Below are 17,673 nucleotides of genomic sequence, written 5' to 3' on the forward strand. Positions count from 1 at the left end.
CCTCGTCACATGAGCTGGTCGAAAAAGGATGGTCCGCGCGGCTATCATCATGGCAACCTGAGGGAAGCCCTGATGCAGGCGGCGCTCGACCTGATCAACGAGAAAGGCACGGCGGGCGCGACCTTCGCCGAGGCCGCGCGGCGCGCGGGTGTGAGCCCAGCCGCGCCCTATCGTCACTTTCGCGACCGCGATGAACTTCTGGCGGCTGTGGCCGCCTCAGGCTTTGCACAGTTCGCGGAAGCGCTGCAGACCGCCTGGAACCAGGGGCAACCACACCCGGCGCAGGCTTTCGAGCGCATGGGCAAGGCTTACCTCGCCTTTGCCCGCGACAATCCGGCGCTTTATGTGGCGATGTTCGAATCGGGCCTGCCGGCCGATGCCAGCGCTGAACTTCAACAGGCGGCCGAGCGCGCTTTCGGTGTGCTGCGGAGCGGCGCCGAGGCCCTGGTGGCGACCATGCCGGCACCCGGTCGTCCGCCCGCGCTCATGGTGGCCCTCCACATCTGGTCCATGGCACATGGGGTCGCCAGCCTGTTCGGCCGCGCGGACGCCGCGCGACGCAAGGTGCCGATGGCGCCCGAAGACCTCCTCGAGGCAGGGTTCCTGATCTATCTCAAGGGATTGGGCGGGGCGCCCGAGTAGCGCCGGTCGCCATGTTTCGAGCATGATCCCGACACCGTGTCGGACATTTTGAACCCTACCATTTTCACCCAGAGGGCCGTCTGGGATCCACCCGACGCTGCCCCGCAGGCGATCGGCTGGCGTGGGGGCAGCGGCTCGAGCCGTGTGACCCCACCCGACCTCGCTCGGCGAGGCCACCCTCCCGGAGGGAGGGACCGGCCCGTCGTGCCGCTTGGCGTGAGGCCTGCGTGAGGCTTCGGGCGGTGGAGGCGCCCCCTGGAAGAGCTTCGACTCATCATTTTTCACGACCCGTTATTGACAGGAAAGCCTCCCATCTCTAACTATGTAAATGTGATTAACATTCACAGAGGACGGACGGTCATGCAGCTCGCAGCAAAGCTGGACGAATTTGGCAAACCGGCCTGGATCGCCCTCATGGTGCTGGGCTTCATTGCCTGGTGGCCCCTGGGCCTGGCGGTCCTCGCCTTCTCAGTATGGAGCGGACGTATGGGATGCGGTATGAAGCGCGGCGGTTTCGGCCCTTGGGCATTTCGCCGGGACGACGGTCAGCGTTGGGGCGGCCGGTGGGGTGGCCCACCGTCAAGCGGCAACCGCGCTTTCGACGAGTATCGCGAGGAGACCTTGCGCCGGCTGGAAGACGAGCAGCGCGAGTTCCGCGACTTCCTCGAGCGTCTGAGGCTGGCCAAGGACAAGGCCGAGTTCGACCAGTTCATGGCGGACCGGCGCAACCGCCCGCAGACGCCGCCTTCGCAGCCGGAAGCGCAGGCCTGATCGTAACCAAGCCTGATCCTAGCCAGCCCTGATCATATCAGGTCTGAATGTAACCTCCCCGGTCCGGTCGAGCTGGATGGCTGATCCGGACCGTTCCGCCAAAGACGACGCCGCGCTCGCAAAAGCGCGGCGTTTTTTTTCGGGCACTCGCTATCCCTTCACGCACGATAGGCGATGAGGACCGCGCCGGCCGCAATCATGACGACGCCGAGCCAGTTGGTGCCGGACAATTTTTCGCCGAGGAAGAGGACGCCGAAGACGGCGACGAGGACCACGCTCATCTTGTCGAGGGGGGCGACGCGCGCTGCATCGCCGAGCTTCAGCGCGCGGAAATAGCACAGCCAGGACGCGCCCGTCGCAAGGCCTGATAAAGCCAGGAAGACGTAAGTTCGGCCAGGAACCGAGCCCGGCTGCTGCCATTGGCCGGTCGCGCCCAGCAAGGCGGCCACCGTGATGAGGATGACGATGGTGCGGATGAAGGTCGCATAGTCCGAATTCACCTCACTCACACCGATCTTGGCGAGAATGGCGGTCAAGGCAGCGAAGGCGGCTGACATCAGCGCCCAGAATTGCCAGGTCAGGAGAAAGGGTTTCATGAGTTGCAGGGTCCCATGGGCTCGCGGCGCCTCTGGTGTGATCTCAGCGAAATTCGTATCACCTGTACCCGGCCAGCGGCGGACGAGCCGCCGAGCACGCCCGCATTGCCGGGACGCGTGGCCGCGATGCCGAAGTGCCAGATCAGGTTTTGGATATCCGATGAGTGAAACGCACCGCACCGACTTTTCCTATCTCGCCGGCCAGTTGATCGAGGGTGTTCACCGCCTGCCCGTGCGCATCTACTACGAGGATACGGATTTCTCGGGCATCGTCTATCATGCCGGATACTTGCGCTTCCTGGAGAGGGGCCGCACGGATTTCCTGCGGCTGGCGGGCGTCGACCAGTCTGTCCTTCATGACGAGGGGCAGGGCCTTGCTTTCGCGGTGCGGCGCATGACGATCGACTTCATCCGGCCGGCGCGCATGGATGACGTCGTCGAAGTGGAAACGCGCATGGCGGAGGTGCGCGGCGCGTCGCTTGTCATTGCCCAATCCATCAAGAGGGGGGATGACGTGATCGTGACGGCTGACGTCCGCGTGGCGTTGATCCGCGGTGGAGCGCCCGCACGCATTCCCGAGCCACTGCGCCGCATCCTGAGCGGCGACGCAAAAGTTTAACGCCAGGCGCCGATTGCCGGGGCGAGTGAAGTTGACGACATCGGCGACGCTGCCTGTGATCACGCAGCCAACTCGTTGACTAGAACTTTTGCGTCGAGACGCCGCTAACCGCAAATTAACCTTATCTCATGCTTAACTCATCGGGAGTGCGCGGCAGGGGGAATGCCTTGGCAGTCCCTTTGTAGCGCCCTCATTTCGACAGATTCCGAGGCGAGTGAGGGGATACGCGGATCATCCCATTTTTTCACAGCCGTTCGACCGTGGTGACTTGACACGAGCGAAGAGGGTGGGCCCGCGCATTGAAGGAGTAGTCGATGAATCCGGCCGAGGTTACCCAGGCGGCTCTGCCCCATGCGGGTGGTGGCTCGCTGCTGGAGTTGTTCTGGCAGGCGCACATCGTTGTCAAACTGGTGATGCTGGGGCTCATTGCCGCTTCAGTGTGGTGCTGGGCCATCGTCATCGATAAATCGCTCCTCTTTGCGCGCACCAAACGAGCGATGGACCGCTTCGAGGAAGTGTTCTGGTCGGGCCAGTCGCTGGAGGAGCTCTACCGCTCCCTGCACAACCGCCCGACCCAGGGGCTGGCGACCTTGTTCACCGCCGCGATGCGCGAATGGAAGCGCTCGTTCGAGGGGGGCGGCCGCTCGATGGCGAGCCTCTCGCAACGGATCGACAAGGTGCTCGACGTCGCCATTCAGCGCGAGACCGCGCGGCTCGAATCACGCCTGCTGGTTCTCGCCACCGTAGGGTCGTCAGCACCCTTCATCGGCCTGTTCGGCACGGTCTGGGGCATCATGACCGCCTTCCAGTCGATCGCCGCATCCAAGAACACCAGTCTTGCCGTCGTCGCGCCAGGCATCGCGGAGGCCTTGTTCGCGACCGCCATCGGCCTGTTCGCCGCCATTCCCGCTGTCATCGCCTACAACAAGCTGCAGGCGGAGGCCGCCAAGGCGCAGGGGCGTATGGAGACTTTCGCGGACGAGTTCTCCGCCATTCTGTCGCGGCAGATCGACGAGCGGGCAGCCGCCTGACGGCGGACACGAGGAGCCGACAGCATGGGCATGTCTCTCGGAGCATCAGCGGGCGGCGGCGGGCGGCGCAGACGCCGCCGCAAGCATGGGGCCATCGCCGACATCAACATGACGCCCTTCATCGACGTCATGCTCGTGTTGCTCATCATCTTCATGGTGGCGGCACCGCTATTGACCGCTGGCGTGCCGCTGGATCTGCCGCAGACGTCTGCCAAGCCGATCAATGTCGACCAGAAGCCGCTGACGGTGTCGATCAACGCCGAGGGCCGCGTCTATCTCAATGAGGACGAGGTCCAGCCTTCCGATGTGGTGTCACGCCTCCAGGCGCGGGCCCAGGAGGGAATGGAGCAGCGCATCTACGTGCGTGGTGCCAAGAACGTGAATTACGGCCGCGTCGCCGAGATCATGTCGCTGATCACGGCTGCCGGCTTCAAGAAAGTCGCCCTTATCACCGAGCCGGACCAGCAAAGCTGATATCGTGAGCGTGAAATCGGCCATCCTCAGTTTTGTGAAGCGTGAACCCGGGCTTGTCGCATCAAGCACGGGACACGTGGCGATTCTCGTCGCCGGATTGGTCGCCTTTTCGGCGGCCGCTCCTTTCGCGGACCAGCAGGAGTCGGTCGCAGTCGAACTGATGTCTGCGAGTGAATTCGGCGCCATGATGCGGGGCGATAAATCCGCGAAGGAAATCAAGCCGGATCCCAAGCCGCGCGCCGACAAGGTCGCCGAGGTGGCCGAAGAGAAGCCTGTGCCGGGCGAGGCCGCGCGTGATGTGCCGGCGCCGCCTTCGCGGCCGCAGGTCCTGCCGGACCCCAATGTCGCCGAGACGCCGCCGCCTCCACAGCAGGCCAAGGTTGAGCCGAAGCCGGAGCCGCCCAAGGTCGAGCCGCCCAAACCGACGCCGAAGCCGCCGGAGCCGGCGAAGATAGAGCCGCCAAAGCCAGAGCCCGTGAAAGAGGCCGAGCCGAAGCCTGAACCGCCGAAGCGGCCTGAACCGCCGAAGCAGGCTGAGACAAAGCCGGAGCCGCCGAAGCCTGAACCCAAGAAGGTCGAGGCGCCGAAGCCCGAGCCCAAGAAACCCGAACCCCAGAAGCCTGAACCCCAGAAGCCCGAGCCGAAAAAGCAGGATCTTGCCAAGCTCATCGAGAGCAGTGAGCCGAAGGCCAAGCCCCAGCCCTCGAAGCCGGCCGAGCAGGAGAGCAGCAAGTTCAATCCGAGCGATATCCAGAAGCTCTTGCAGAGCAAGGAGAAGGCTCAGAACGCCGCTTCGACCGGCCGTGAGGTCAGCCGCACGGCGTCCGCCGGCACACGGACGGGGGCCGGCACCAGCAATACCAATTCGCCCAAGCTCTCGATGGCGCAGAAGGACGCGATCGGCCGGCTGCTTAAGGAGCAGATCCAGCGCTGCTTCTCAGCGCCGCCCGGCATCGAGCAGGTGAAGACGCCGCCCATCGTGCGTGTAGAGTTGAGCGCGGACGGTTCGCTGGCGGCTTCGCCCAAGGTGGCTAACTCGTCTGACGACCCGGGCTTTCGCTCCTATGCGGAGAGCCTGCGCCGGGCCATCCTGCGCTGCGCGCCTTATCATATTCCCGCCCAGTATGCGCCTTTCATGAATGACTGGCGCGATCTCAATATCGTCGCCGACCCTCAGGACTTCTTAGGCTGATGCGCATTTCCTCCTTTCTCCCTTCGATGCCTAGACGAGGTGTCGCCGTCGATGCCGGCCTTCCCGGTCGCAATTTCCTACGCCGCACCGTTAACGAGGCCGCGCCGCTTCTCCGGCGGGCGTGGCAACACGGTCAGCGGGGCCTGTCGGCCGGAAGGCTGTTCGCCTTGCGGGGGGTGGCGATCGGCGCCGCCTTCATAGCCACGGCGGTGGTGCAGCCGGCCCGTGCCGAGATTACCATCACGCTCGATCGGGCCAATTTCCAGCCGCTGCCCGTGGCGATCACCGATTTTGCCGGTGATGGCGACCTCGGCGCGAAGATAGCGGGCGTGATTTCCGCCAATCTCAAGCGCTGCGGCTATTTCGTTCCCCTCGATCGGCAGAACATGCCAGCCAGCATGGCCGGGTTTGACGCGGTGCCGCAGTTCCAGCAGTGGCAGGCCTTGAATATTCAAGGCCTTGTGACCGGCCGTGTCACGCGTGAAGGGTCCGGCCGCCTCAAGGTGGAGTTCCGGCTGTGGGATGTTCCCGCCGGGCAGCAGCTCACCGGCCAGCAGTATTTCACCGATCCCGCCAACTGGCGCCGCATCGCGCATATCATTTCGGACGCCGTGTTCACGCGGCTCACCGGGCTCAAGGGCATGTTCGACACGAAGATTGTGTTCGTTGACGAATCCGGCCCCAAGGAAAGCCGCCGCAAGCGCCTTGCGGTCATGGACCAGGATGGCGCGAATGTCCGCTTCCTGACGCGCGGCGAGGATCTCGTCGTGACGCCGCGCTTCTCGCCGACGAGTTCCGAAATCGCTTATATGGCGCAGCGCCGTGGAGCCCAGCCGCATATCCAGTTGCTCAATCTCGACACGAATCAGCGCGAGATGGTCGGCAACTTCCCCGATATGACCTCGAGCCCGCGCTTCTCGCCGGATGGAAGCAGGCTTCTGCTCAGCCTGCAGCAGGGTGGCAACGCCAATATCTATGTGATGGACCTGCGCTCGCGCACGACAACCCGGCTGACGTCGACCAATGCGATCGACACGAGCCCGTCCTTCTCGCCGGATGGCTCGCAGATCGTCTTCGAGTCGGACCGTGGCGGCCAGCCGCAGCTCTATGTCATGCCGGCATCCGGCGGCGAAGCGCGCCGCATCTCCTTCGGTCAGGGCACCTACGGCCAGCCGGTCTGGTCGCCGCGTGGCGACTACATCGCCTTCACGAAACAAAGCGGTGGCCGTTTCGGCATCGGCATCATGAAGCCGGATGGCTCCGGCGAACGCCTGCTGACGGAAGGCTTCCATAATGAGGGCCCGACGTGGGCGCCCAACGGCCAGTTCCTGATGTTGTGGCGCGATGGCGGCGGCGCCAATGGCGGCCGGATCTTCATGGTCGATATCACCGGCCGTGTCGAAGTGCCGGTGCCGACGCCGTCCTTCGCGTCCGATCCGGCCTGGTCGTCCGTTCTGACGGAAATTCGCTGACGCGCACGTCTGTGACACGGCGCCCGAACTTCGGGCGTCGTCCGGGTTAAGGTCAGTCTTAACAGGCCGTTAACCTTGTTTCGTGTTTTGGTTTTGAAACGAGCCAGCGGCTCGCCGCGTCAAGAACCCGTCAAGGTTGACGGATCATGAATTGTAACAAACCGAGCGGCTTACGCGTCCCGTGTTCTCCTGCCAGGTGTTTCAGGCAGAGGGGCAGGCGCGTGGAGCCGCAGTGCAAGCCGTCGTTCTGGAGTGATCCGATGCTGTCTCTCACTTGTTCCCCGCGCGGCCTGAAGTTGGCAGCGGTCTTTGTTGCAACGCTCGCCATGGCCGCCTGTGCCAAGGACGCCAACCAGGCGGGGCTCGGTGGCGCGGGCGGCGCTGGTGGCTACGGCGCCGGCGGCGCGAGCACGCCAGGCTCCACGCAGGACTTCGTCGTCAATGTCGGCGACCGCGTCTTCTTCGAGACGGATTCGAGTGACCTGACGCCGACCGCGATCGCCACGCTCAACAAGCAGGCGCAATGGTTGCAGCAGTATCCGCGCTACACCTTCGTTCTCGAAGGACACGCCGACGAGCGTGGCACGCGTGAGTACAACTTCTCGCTCGGCGCCCGCCGCGCACAGACGGTGCGTGACTACCTCGCCTCGCGCGGCATTCCCGCTTCCCGGATGCGCACGATCTCCTACGGCAAAGAGCGGCCGGTCGCGGTTTGCGACGACATCTCGTGCTGGTCCCAGAATCGTCGCGTCGTGACCGTTCTCGACGGCGCTGGCGCCTGATTGGTCCACTAGGGCCTGCGGCGCCAATCGGCCCGCAGGTCCGTGGCCATCGCGCATGCGCTATGGTAGAAGCCCCGAGGAGCGGCGAGGATCCTGGCTCTTGTCTGCGTTGCGGGCCTTGCCTCGAGTCGCGACATCAGATGGTCGCGGGTGTCAAAGTGTCTCGACCGCGATGACGTGAATTGACGTGGCGGCGGGAATGGGCGCTCCTCGCTTGAGGATTTTATCTTAAGGGCGGTTCATGATCAGAGTTCAGCGTTCGCTTTTACTCCTGACCGTTTGCGGCATGGCACTTTCGGCCGGCGTCGAGGCACGAGCCCAGGACGCTTCGGAGATGTTCGTCCGCCTGCAGCGGCTTGAGGGGCAGGTGCGCGAGCTCTCCGGCCGCGTGGAGCAACTGCAGTTCGAGAACCGCCGCCTTCAGGACCAGACGCGCAAGTTCCAGGAAGACGTGGACTTCCGCTTCCAGGAACTTGGCGGGAAGGGCGGCGGCAATGCCGCTCCCCAGCGGCCGCCGCAGAAACGCAGCGACGCCTTCGATCCCGCGACGCAGTCTGGACAGCCTGGCGCACCGCGACCGCTGGGACAGGGCCAGTCCAACCTTGCCGCCGCGGATCCGGATGCGACCGGCGGCATCGCCATCATTGACGAATCCGGATCAGGCGATCGCCCGGACGCGCCTCTAGACCTCTCGAGTGTGGGCCGGAATCCCCCGCCGCCGCCCCGGATGAGCGTCGCCGCGACGGCGACGGATGATCCGCGCACGCAGTATGAGAGCGCAGTCTCGTTGCTTCAGCGGAAGGACTATGAGAGCGCGGAAATGGGCTTTCGCCAGTTTCTGCAGTCCCACCCGCGCGATCGGCTCGTTCCGGACGCGACCTATCTCCTCGGGGAGAGCTATCTGTCCCGTGGCCGCTATCGCGAGGCGGCTGAACAATATCTCAAGGTGACGACCGAGTACGGCAAGAGCAACCGCGCGCCCGCCGGCATGGTGAAGTTGGCCGTGTCGCTGAACGCGCTCGGCGCCCGCGACCAGGCCTGCGCAACGCTCGCCGAGGTCGGCCGCAAATATCCTCAGGCTGATGCCAATGTCCGCCAGAACGTTGCGCGGGAGCGCGCGCGCGTCAAATGTACCTGAGACGCCAGCCACAGTGCTGAGCGGCAACGCGCTCGGGCAGGCTGCCGCGCAGGCGCCGGACGGATCCGCGCTGGACAGACGCCAGGTGGACAAACCCAAGCTTGACAACCCCGGGCTCGACAAACCCTTGCCAGGGTTTTCTGATTGCGAGGTCGTTGCATTGCTTGCCCCGCTAGGCGAGGCCAGTGGCATCATCCTTGCGGTATCCGGCGGCCCGGATTCGCTTGCTCTGCTGCTGCTGGCATTGCGATGGCGGGCTCTTGTCGAGGCTCCGCCAATCACCGTTGCCAGTGTCGACCATGCGCTCCGGCCGGAGAGCGGGGCGGAGGTCGCGGCCGTCGCCGCGCTTTGCGCGCGCCTCAACGTCGCTCACCGCGGTCTCAACTGGGAAGGCCCGAAGCCCGCGACAGGCATTCATGAAGCGGCGCGTGCGGCGCGCTATCGCCTCCTGGCGATCGCCGCCCGGCAGGCCGGCGCGACGCATCTGGTCACGGCGCACCACGGGGATGATCAGGCGGAAACCGTTCTGCTACGCCTCGCGCGGGGAAGCGGCGTCGGCGGCCTGGCGGCGATGCGGCCGACAAGTCCTCTCGCCCCGGGCCTCATTCTCGCGCGGCCCCTCCTTGGCCTGCCCAAGGCGCGGCTCGTGGCCCTGGTGAAAGCGATGGGGCTCTCCGCCATCGATGATCCGTCCAATCGCGATCCCCGCTTTGCGCGAGGAGCCTTGCGCGGGCAGGCGGGGGCGCAGGAGGCGCTCGGTCTGACGGCGGCGCGGCTGGTGCTGCTCGCTCGCCGGGCGGCACGGGCCGAGGACGCGCTCGAACAGTCGACGAACACCGCGGCCGCGCGTTGCGTTCTGAAGGATGCCGACGCGGCTGTGGGCAGCCGGCTTTCTCCGGATTTCTTCCTGGAGCCGGAGGAGTTGCGTTTGCGCCTGTTGCGGCGCGGGATCGCGGGGGCCTCGGCAGATGTGCGGCACCTGCGGCTCGAGCGCCTTGAAACATTGACAGAAGCGCTCTCGGAAGCACGGGCGCGCGGGGCACCGCTTAAACGGACTCTTGGGGGGGCGGTGATAAGGTTATCGCGGACCGGTCACATCCATATGACCCGGGAAAGCCCTCGCCGACGCGGAAAGATACGGAAAGTTTGACTTTTTGACCGAGTATCTGGAACAATCGCCGGCTGTTTCCAGGCGCGCATGCCAACTTCCTCGGGCTCTTCCCTTGGCAAGCATGGTTGTGAGCCCTAGATTAGCGCGTACGGCGGCTTTCGCAGATAACAATGCCGCTTCAGAGTGACGAGGAAGACCTAATCCGATGAACCCCAATTTCCGCAATTTCGCCCTGTGGGTCATCATCTTTCTATTGGTGCTTGCGCTCGTCACGCTCTTCCAGAATCCGGGCTCGCGCGGAACCGCCAACGAGATCCCCTATTCGCAGCTCCTGAACGATGCTGACGCGGGGCGGATCACGAGCGTGGTGATTTCCGGCCAGGACATTACCGGCACCTACACGAATGGCGGGTCCTTCCGCACCTTCGCGCCGAATGACCCTTCGCTGGTGAGCAAGCTTTCCCAGAAGGGCGTGCAGATCACCGCCAAGCCGCCGTCGGACTCGACGCCTTGGTTCATCGCGCTGCTTTTCAACTGGTTGCCCTTGCTTGTTTTCATCGGCGCCTGGATTTTCCTGTCGCGCCAGATGCAGAGCGGTGCGGGCCGTGCCATGGGCTTCGGCAAGTCCAAGGCAAAGCTCCTCACGGAAGCGCATGGCCGTGTAACTTTCGAGGACGTGGCCGGCATCGACGAGGCCAAGGAGGACCTGCAGGAGATCGTGGAATTCCTGCGCGATCCGCAGAAGTTCCAGCGGCTCGGCGGTCGGATCCCGCGCGGCGTGCTGCTCGTCGGCCCGCCCGGCACGGGTAAGACGCTCACGGCGCGTGCCGTCGCGGGCGAGGCCAATGTGCCGTTCTTCACCATTTCAGGCTCAGACTTCGTCGAGATGTTCGTGGGCGTCGGCGCAAGCCGTGTGCGCGACATGTTCGAGCAGGCCAAGAAGAACGCGCCCTGCATCATCTTCATCGACGAGATCGACGCGGTCGGCCGCCATCGTGGCGCGGGCCTCGGCGGCGGCAATGACGAGCGCGAGCAGACGCTGAACCAGCTGCTCGTCGAGATGGATGGCTTCGAGCAGAACGAAGGCATCATCATCATCGCCGCCACGAACCGCCCGGATGTGCTCGACCCCGCCCTGCTGCGTCCCGGCCGCTTCGACCGCCAGATCGTCATCCCGAATCCGGATGTCGCCGGCCGCGAGAAGATCCTGCGCGTTCACGTCCGCAAGGTGCCGCTGGCGCCGGACGTCGACCTCAAGACCATCGCGCGTGGCACGCCTGGCTTTTCCGGCGCCGATCTGATGAACCTCGTGAACGAAGGGGCCCTTCTCGCCGCAAGGCGTGGCAAGCGTATCGTCACACAGGCTGAGTTCGAGGATGCCAAGGACAAGGTCATGATGGGCGCCGAGCGCCGCTCCATGGCCATGACCCAGGAGGAAAAGGAACTCACGGCCTATCACGAGGCGGGCCACGCGATCGTCGGCATCAACGTGCCGAGCCACGATCCGATCCACAAGGCGACCATCATTCCCCGTGGCCGCGCGCTCGGCATGGTGATGTCGCTGCCGGAAAGTGATCGTCACTCCTATACGCGTGAGTGGTGCGTCTCCCGTATCGCAATGACCTTCGGCGGTCGCGAGGCCGAGATCCTGAAGTTTGGCCCGAACAAGGTGACGAACGGCGCGAGCGGCGACATCCAGCAGGCCACCCGTCTCGCCCGGGCGATGATCATGGAGTGGGGCATGTCCGACAAGCTCGGGCGCGTCCGCTACCAGTCCAACGAGCAGGAGGTGTTCCTCGGCCATTCCGTGGCGCAGAGCCAGAACATGTCCGATGAAACCGCGAAGCTCATCGACGCGGAAATCCGCAAGCTGATCGAGGATGGCGAGAATGAAGCTCGTCGCATTCTCATCGAGAAGCGTCAGGATTGGGAAACGCTGGCTCAGGCGCTTCTGGAGTACGAAACCCTGTCCGGTGAGGAAATCCGCGACCTCCTGAACGGCAAGCCGCCGACACGTGACAGTGGCGAGCCGAAGACCCCGAGCCGCAGCTCGGCCGTGCCGACGACGGGCCGCAACCGGCCACGGGGCGAGCCGGATACGGGCTTGGAGCCTCAGCCGCAGGTCTGATGATCAAGCCGCATAGAGACTCTTCCAACCTCCGCCGGATGTGATCCGGCGGAGGTTTTTGCTTTTGGGAAAGACACAGGCTTGAAGACGCGCCGGCTTGAAAGATTTGCTCATATTTTTTGAACGAAGTTCGGTCACAGTCGGCGCGCGGCGCTGCTATAAGCGTCAGAATCCGTACAGTTCGGACGGTATGGGCTGTGGAGGTCGCGATGGCGCGCAAGGGACGTAGAACGCGCCTTGAGATGAAATCTCCCGCTGAAGACAAGCAGAAGGCTGCCGATATGAGACGCGCGTATTTCGGAACGGATGGCATTCGTGGCTTGGCCAATGCCGTCATCACGCCTGAACTCGCCCTGAAAGTCGGGCAGGCGGCGGGGCTTCTGTTCCAGCGCGGCGAACATCGACACCGTGTGGTGATCGGCAAGGATACACGTCTTTCGGGCTACATGATCGAATATGCGCTGGTGGCGGGCTTTACCTCGGTCGGCATGGACGTGCTGCTGCTCGGCCCGATGCCGACGCCGGCGGTCGCCATGCTCACCCGCTCGATGCGGTGCGATCTCGGCGTCATGATTTCCGCCTCGCACAATCCGTATGAGGACAACGGCATCAAGCTGTTCGGCCCCGATGGCTACAAGCTCAACGATGAGGTCGAGGAAGAGATCGAGGGATTGATCGACGCCGATCTCAGACTGCGGCTTTCGAAGCCCGAAAGCCTTGGCCGCGCGAAGCGTATCGAGAGCGTGCACGCGCGCTATATCGAATTTGCCAAGCGGACCCTGCCACGCCAGCTTGATCTCGACGGACTGCGTATCGTCGTCGATTGCGCCAACGGCGCTGCCTACAAGGTGGCCCCGGAAGCTCTGTGGGAGCTCGGCGCGGATGTCATTTCCATTGGCGTCGAGCCGGATGGTTTCAACATCAACCGCGACGTCGGATCCACCGCGCCCTCGGCGTTGATCGCCAAGGTGCGTGAGACACGCGCCGACATCGGCATCGCGCTCGATGGCGACGCCGATCGCGTCATCATCGTCGACGAGAAGGGCCATCTCGTGGATGGCGATAGCCTGATGGCCGCCATCGCCACGAGCTGGAAGGAAGACGGGCGCCTGTCCCGGCCCGGAATCGTCGCGACGATCATGTCCAATCTCGGGCTTGAACGTTATCTTGAGGGGCTCGGCCTCAACCTCGTCCGCACCGCGGTGGGGGACCGCTATGTGCTCGAGCGCATGCGTCAGGATGGCTATAATCTCGGCGGCGAGCAATCCGGCCACATCATCATGCCGGACCACGCGACGACCGGCGACGGGCTTGTCGCGGCCCTCCAGCTGCTTGCCGTGGTGAAGGGACGTAATCGCCCCGTCAGCGAGATCTGCCAGTGTTTTGAGCGTTTGCCGCAAATTCTGAAGAACGTGCGTTATCGCAGGGATCAGGCGCTCTCGGAAGAATTGGTCGGGCCGGTCGTCGAGGCCGCCCGCAAGAAACTCGGCTCAGGCGGGCGCCTTGTCATCCGGCCTTCAGGCACCGAGCCGCTCATCCGCGTGATGGGTGAAGGCGATGATCGCGTTCTCGTCGAGAGTGTTGTCGATGAGGTCGTCGAGGCCTTCACGCGAGCCGCTGCCGCGGCGTGATTCGCACGGTGAAACGGCGCCTCGTGGTTAACGCGGCGCCGCCTTTCTTTAATCATTTTCACCGTTTCTGGCGACAGGAGCGGGGTGTCGGTGCCCGGGATGATCTTGTCCGGGCCAGTTGCCGGCGCGTAAAAAACGCGTCCGGAGTCGCCTCGCGAGCTTGTGTCGTTGCCGAATAGTAATGAAATCAGCCCGTTATGGATCTGTCGCTCCGCGTGGTCCCATGGCCTCGCGGGTAGGTCCGCGCGTGCCCGATCGATGACCGGAAGACGATAAGCTCAATACTCATTATGGTGAAGTATTAAGGTTAAGATCTGTTTAAGAGTTTTATGCGACTGTCCTTCCATGTGCAGTGGGGAGCTCCACAACCGGACCCTTCCCTGACAAGAAGGAACCTCGTTCATGCGTGGCATGAAATCTATCGTCCTGGCGGGCAGCTTTGTTGTGGGGAGCATGGGGGCTGGTCTCGCCGCGGATCTCTTGCCACCGCCACCCCCACTCGCGCCTCCGGTGCCGCTCGACATGAGCGGATGGTATCTGCGTGGTGATATCGGCTTCAGCAACCAGCAGGTCGATAAGCTCGACAATGTGCTCTACCAGGGCACAACAGTTGTCAATATCAATAAGGACTTCGACGCCGCACCCTTCGCCGGTGTCGGTGTCGGTTATAAGTTCAACAACTGGTTCCGCACCGATCTGACAACCGAATATCGTGCGAGAGCCAACTTCAAGGGGCTCGATATATACGAGGCTCCTTATCTTTCGACCGGCTATGCGACCGATCAATACTCCGGCGGCAAGACGGAGTGGACGACGCTGCTCAATGCTTATTTCGACCTCGGCACCTGGTCAGGCATAACGCCTTTCGTTGGCGCGGGCATCGGTGTCACGCGCAATACGATCACAGGTTTCACCGACACCAATATCATCACGCAGGGACTTGCCTACGGTCGCGACAAGTCGAAGTGGAATCTCGCCTGGGCGCTTTACGCTGGCCTTGGTTATGAGGTGACGCCGAATTTCACGGTCGAACTGGCCTATCGCTACCTCAACCTGGGCGATGCGGAGTCGGGTGATCTGATCACCTACACGGGCTATAATTCAGTCTATAACCCGATGAAGTTCAAAGACTTGAGCTCGCACGACATCAAGATCGGCCTGCGCTGGATGCTGGGTGGCCCAAGCTATGCGGCCATGGATGAGCCTTTGATGCGCAGCTACTAAGGCGCGGTCGTCTGGAACAAATCGGATTTGGATGGGATCAGTTGTTTCCATCCAAGCCGGCGGGTTTGCTCGTTTATTCTTAAGCGGAGCAAGTCCGCAACAGACGGCTTGCCCTGGACAGCCTCAGCTGCGCGGCGAGATGGCCGGCGCCTATGATGGCATGGAGCCTGTTTGCGTTGAGCGCTGAATCAGCCTCACGCAAGCAGGCTTTTTTTTAATCGCTCCGGCGTTCTCCTTATGAGAGGACATGCGCTCGCTTCTTGCCTATCAGGATTTCTTGCGCATCCTAAGTAAATTTGCGTTATATTTCTTATAGATTTTGAATTTGAAACTTCCGAACATAGGCGCTAACGTTTGTCCGGGATAAAATTTGATATCTATTTTGCTTTTAACTATAATATATGCTATATTTTTTCTGATGAATTGTTGTTTTAGCTATTCGTTAAACATAAAAGCCAAGTATCCGCTGGCTGTACGAGTCGTTGTGAGTTGGGCGCGCGGTGATGTCCGAGAGGGGCGTCGCAGCGCTGCGTGAAACAAGCTTCGAGGAAGACAGGACCATGCGGGCGGCATTCTTCGGGATCGATCTTAGCGCATGTCGCCGGGCGGCGGTGGTGTATCTGCTGGCCGGGAGTGCCCTTCAAGGCCAACCGACGCGGGTGCAGGCCGCAGATCTCGAATACTCCTCGCTACGTGGCGCGATCATGGATGACAAGCCGGCCGATGCGCCTGACTGGAGTGGTGTTTATCTTGGCGCGCAGGCCGGCTATGCCAATGCGAATGTCGATTTTGGCAGGGCGACAGGCGATCTCGTTGCCCATGTGCTCCGCGACACCATCATCGAGTCCGAGGCCGCCGTCTCTGGCTGGACGGCATTGCCTGAGCGAGACGCGCGGCGGGGCGTCTTCGGCGGATTCATTGGCTACAACAGTCAATGGGATGATGTGGTGCTGGGTATCGAAGCCAACTACAATCACACGAATATGAGTATAACGGCGCGCGATAAGCTTCAGAGAGCATTTATCGCTTCAGATCGGTACAATTATAACGTCGATCTCGATGCGCGGTCGACCGTCAAGGTGATGGATTACATGACGTTGCGCGCGCGTGCCGGCTACGCCCTTGGCTCCATCTTGCCTTATGCGATGATGGGCGTGGCGGTCGGTCGGGCAAGTATCGATCGATCCGCCTCGGTGGCCGTAACAGCCTATGATTATTCCGGCATGGGAAGGCCGGTGGCGAGCCTCGATCCCAATCCGACGACGCTGTCAGAGAAAAAGAACAATGAATTCGCCTATGGAATGGCGGCCGGGTTGGGCGTCGATATGCTTCTGACTGATGGCATCTTCCTGCGAGGTGAATATGAATACATTCGCTTCATGTCATTCTCAAAGGCGCGGGCCGATATAAATACCTTGCGCGGCGCGGTCGGTGTGAAATTCTAGACGCAGGGTGGCGCGCGCTTCAGGAGAAGCGTTGTCGGACGCGCCTTGCGACTTTCCATGAGCGCGTATTTCGATTCGCGCGCATTTCGATCCGCGACGGTGAGCGTCGCGGTTGACCGAAAACTGCGAGAAGCCCTCGTCACAATAACCCGTTGACTGGCGGCTCCATCTCCCGTATCTCCATCCGCGGGACACCTTCCCCCAACGGAAGGCGCCCATCTGTAAGGATGGACTGACATGACAGAGACGCTGCCCGCCGCGCGCCCCGCTCGGCCTCATTTTTCGTCTGGCCCCTGCGCAAAGCGCCCGGGCTGGGATGCCGGAGCCCTCGATACGAGCGTGCTCGGCCGCTCCCACCGCGCCAAGATCGGCAAGGCCAAGCTCAAGCAGGCGATCGATCTTACCCGTGAAATTCTGCAGGTTCCTGCCGACTATCGTATCGGCATCGTGCCTGCGTCCGATACCGGCGCCGTCGAGATGGCGCTGTGGTCGCTGCTCGGCGCCCGCCCCGTCGACATGCTCGCCTGGGAATCCTTCGGCGAAGGCTGGGTGACGGATGTCGTCAAGCAGCTCAAGCTCGCTGACGCCCGCGTCATCAAGGCCGGCTACGGTGAGCTTCCCGATCTGGCCGAGGTCGATACCAAGACCCGCGACGTGGTCTTCACCTGGAATGGCACGACCTCCGGCGTGCGCGTCCCGAACGCTGACTGGATCGCCGCCGACCGTGAAGGCCTGACCATCTGCGATGCCACCTCGGCAGCCTTCGCCCAGCGTCTCGATTGGCCGAAGCTCGATGTCGTCACCTTCTCCTGGCAGAAGGTTCTCGGCGGCGAGGGCGGTCACGGCATCCTCATTCTCTCGCCGCGCGCCGTCGCCCGGCTCGAGAGCTACACGCCGGCTTGGCCGATGCCGAAGATCTTCCGCATGACCAAGGGCGGCAAGATCGTCGAGGGCATCTTCCAGGGCGAGACCATCAACACCCCGTCGATGCTCTGCGTCGAGGACTATATCGATGCGCTCGAATGGGCGAAGTCGCTCGGCGGGCTCGATGCGCTGGTCGCGCGGGCTGACGCCAACGCCAAGGCGATTGCCGACTGGGTGGCAAAGACGCCGTGGGTCGCCAATCTCGCCAAGGTCGCGGAGACGCAGTCCAATACGTCCGTCTGCCTGTCGATCGTCGATGCCGACGTGGTCGCCAAGGGGCCGGAGGCCGTCGCCGCGGTCGCCAAGGGCCTTGCCGCCGCGCTCGACAAGCTCGATGTCGCCTATGACATCGGCGCCTATCGCGATGCCCCTCCCGGCCTCAGGATCTGGTGCGGCGCCACCGTCGACGCCGCCGATGTAGCTGCGTTGACCCAATGGCTCGACTGGGCCTTCGCCCAGGAAAAGGCCAAGGTCGCCTGATCTTGTGCTGAAG

The 17,673-nt window shown here is 63.1% G+C and carries 16 protein-coding genes; 15 read left to right on the forward strand and 1 reads right to left on the reverse strand.

The window, feature by feature from the left end:
* Window positions 1-9 precede the first annotated feature (9 nt).
* Window positions 10-642 carry a TetR/AcrR family transcriptional regulator gene (locus KIO74_RS17550; RefSeq protein WP_213333067.1) on the forward strand — a complete coding sequence of 211 codons (633 nt, stop codon included), beginning with the start codon at window positions 10-12 and terminating at the stop codon, window positions 640-642.
* 360 nt (window positions 643-1,002) lie between these two features.
* Window positions 1,003-1,413, forward strand: a complete 411-nt coding sequence (locus tag KIO74_RS17555) for a DUF2852 domain-containing protein (RefSeq protein WP_213333068.1) — start codon at window positions 1,003-1,005, stop codon at window positions 1,411-1,413.
* Window positions 1,414-1,571: 158 nt separating this feature from the next.
* On the opposite strand, the gene KIO74_RS17560 is transcribed toward KIO74_RS17555, so the two are convergent.
* Window positions 1,572-2,009 (reverse strand): EamA family transporter, encoded by a 438-nt coding sequence (locus tag KIO74_RS17560; protein ID WP_213333069.1) that lies wholly within the window; start codon window positions 2,007-2,009, stop codon window positions 1,572-1,574.
* A gap of 160 nt (window positions 2,010-2,169) precedes the next feature.
* Between KIO74_RS17560 and ybgC the strand changes: the two genes are divergently transcribed.
* The 13 genes from ybgC to KIO74_RS17625 all read left to right on the forward strand — a co-directional run bounded on the left by ybgC (window position 2,170) and on the right by KIO74_RS17625 (window position 17,660).
* Entirely contained in the window at window positions 2,170-2,628 is a 459-nt protein-coding gene (ybgC, locus tag KIO74_RS17565; protein ID WP_213333070.1) for a tol-pal system-associated acyl-CoA thioesterase, read from the forward strand.
* Between the two features lie 314 nt (window positions 2,629-2,942).
* A complete protein-coding gene (tolQ, locus tag KIO74_RS17570; RefSeq protein ID WP_213333071.1) occupies window positions 2,943-3,659 on the forward strand; it encodes a protein TolQ in 717 nt (238 codons plus the stop codon).
* A 24-nt stretch (window positions 3,660-3,683) separates the two neighbouring features.
* On the forward strand, window positions 3,684-4,133 hold the full coding sequence (tolR, locus tag KIO74_RS17575) for a protein TolR (protein ID WP_213333072.1): 450 nt from the start codon (window positions 3,684-3,686) through the stop codon (window positions 4,131-4,133).
* Window positions 4,134-4,137: 4 nt separating this feature from the next.
* Window positions 4,138-5,325 carry a cell envelope integrity protein TolA gene (tolA, locus tag KIO74_RS17580; protein ID WP_213333073.1) on the forward strand — a complete coding sequence of 396 codons (1,188 nt, stop codon included), beginning with the start codon at window positions 4,138-4,140 and terminating at the stop codon, window positions 5,323-5,325.
* Window positions 5,325-6,797, forward strand: a complete 1,473-nt coding sequence (tolB, locus tag KIO74_RS17585) for a Tol-Pal system beta propeller repeat protein TolB (RefSeq protein ID WP_249731040.1) — start codon at window positions 5,325-5,327, stop codon at window positions 6,795-6,797. Before tolA ends, tolB begins: the two co-directional genes overlap by 1 nt.
* A gap of 260 nt (window positions 6,798-7,057) precedes the next feature.
* Entirely contained in the window at window positions 7,058-7,579 is a 522-nt protein-coding gene (gene pal / locus KIO74_RS17590) for a peptidoglycan-associated lipoprotein Pal (protein ID WP_213333074.1), read from the forward strand.
* A gap of 241 nt (window positions 7,580-7,820) precedes the next feature.
* The gene (gene ybgF, locus KIO74_RS17595; protein ID WP_213333075.1) at window positions 7,821-8,717 is read left to right on the forward strand and encodes a tol-pal system protein YbgF; all 897 of its coding nucleotides are present in this window, start codon (window positions 7,821-7,823) and stop codon (window positions 8,715-8,717) included.
* Window positions 8,668-9,867, forward strand: coding sequence for a tRNA lysidine(34) synthetase TilS (gene tilS, locus KIO74_RS17600; RefSeq protein ID WP_249731041.1), 1,200 nt, complete (start codon window positions 8,668-8,670; stop codon window positions 9,865-9,867). The genes ybgF and tilS overlap by 50 nt, the downstream gene beginning before the upstream one ends.
* Window positions 9,868-10,033: 166 nt before the next feature.
* Window positions 10,034-11,956, forward strand: a complete 1,923-nt coding sequence (ftsH, locus tag KIO74_RS17605; RefSeq protein WP_213333076.1) for an ATP-dependent zinc metalloprotease FtsH — start codon at window positions 10,034-10,036, stop codon at window positions 11,954-11,956.
* Between the two features lie 281 nt (window positions 11,957-12,237).
* Entirely contained in the window at window positions 12,238-13,587 is a 1,350-nt protein-coding gene (glmM, locus tag KIO74_RS17610) for a phosphoglucosamine mutase (RefSeq protein WP_213335734.1), read from the forward strand.
* Between the two features lie 402 nt (window positions 13,588-13,989).
* Complete coding sequence (locus tag KIO74_RS17615) at window positions 13,990-14,811, forward strand: outer membrane protein (RefSeq protein ID WP_213333077.1); 822 nt, start codon at window positions 13,990-13,992, stop codon at window positions 14,809-14,811.
* A 503-nt stretch (window positions 14,812-15,314) separates the two neighbouring features.
* On the forward strand, window positions 15,315-16,256 hold the full coding sequence (locus KIO74_RS17620) for an outer membrane protein (protein ID WP_213333078.1): 942 nt from the start codon (window positions 15,315-15,317) through the stop codon (window positions 16,254-16,256).
* Window positions 16,257-16,493: 237 nt separating this feature from the next.
* The gene (locus KIO74_RS17625) at window positions 16,494-17,660 is read left to right on the forward strand and encodes a phosphoserine transaminase (protein WP_213333079.1); all 1,167 of its coding nucleotides are present in this window, start codon (window positions 16,494-16,496) and stop codon (window positions 17,658-17,660) included.
* The last annotated feature ends 13 nt before the right edge of the window (window positions 17,661-17,673 follow it).

This window comes from Chelatococcus sp. HY11 (genome assembly GCF_018398335.1).
GTDB lineage: Bacteria > Pseudomonadota > Alphaproteobacteria > Rhizobiales > Beijerinckiaceae > Chelatococcus.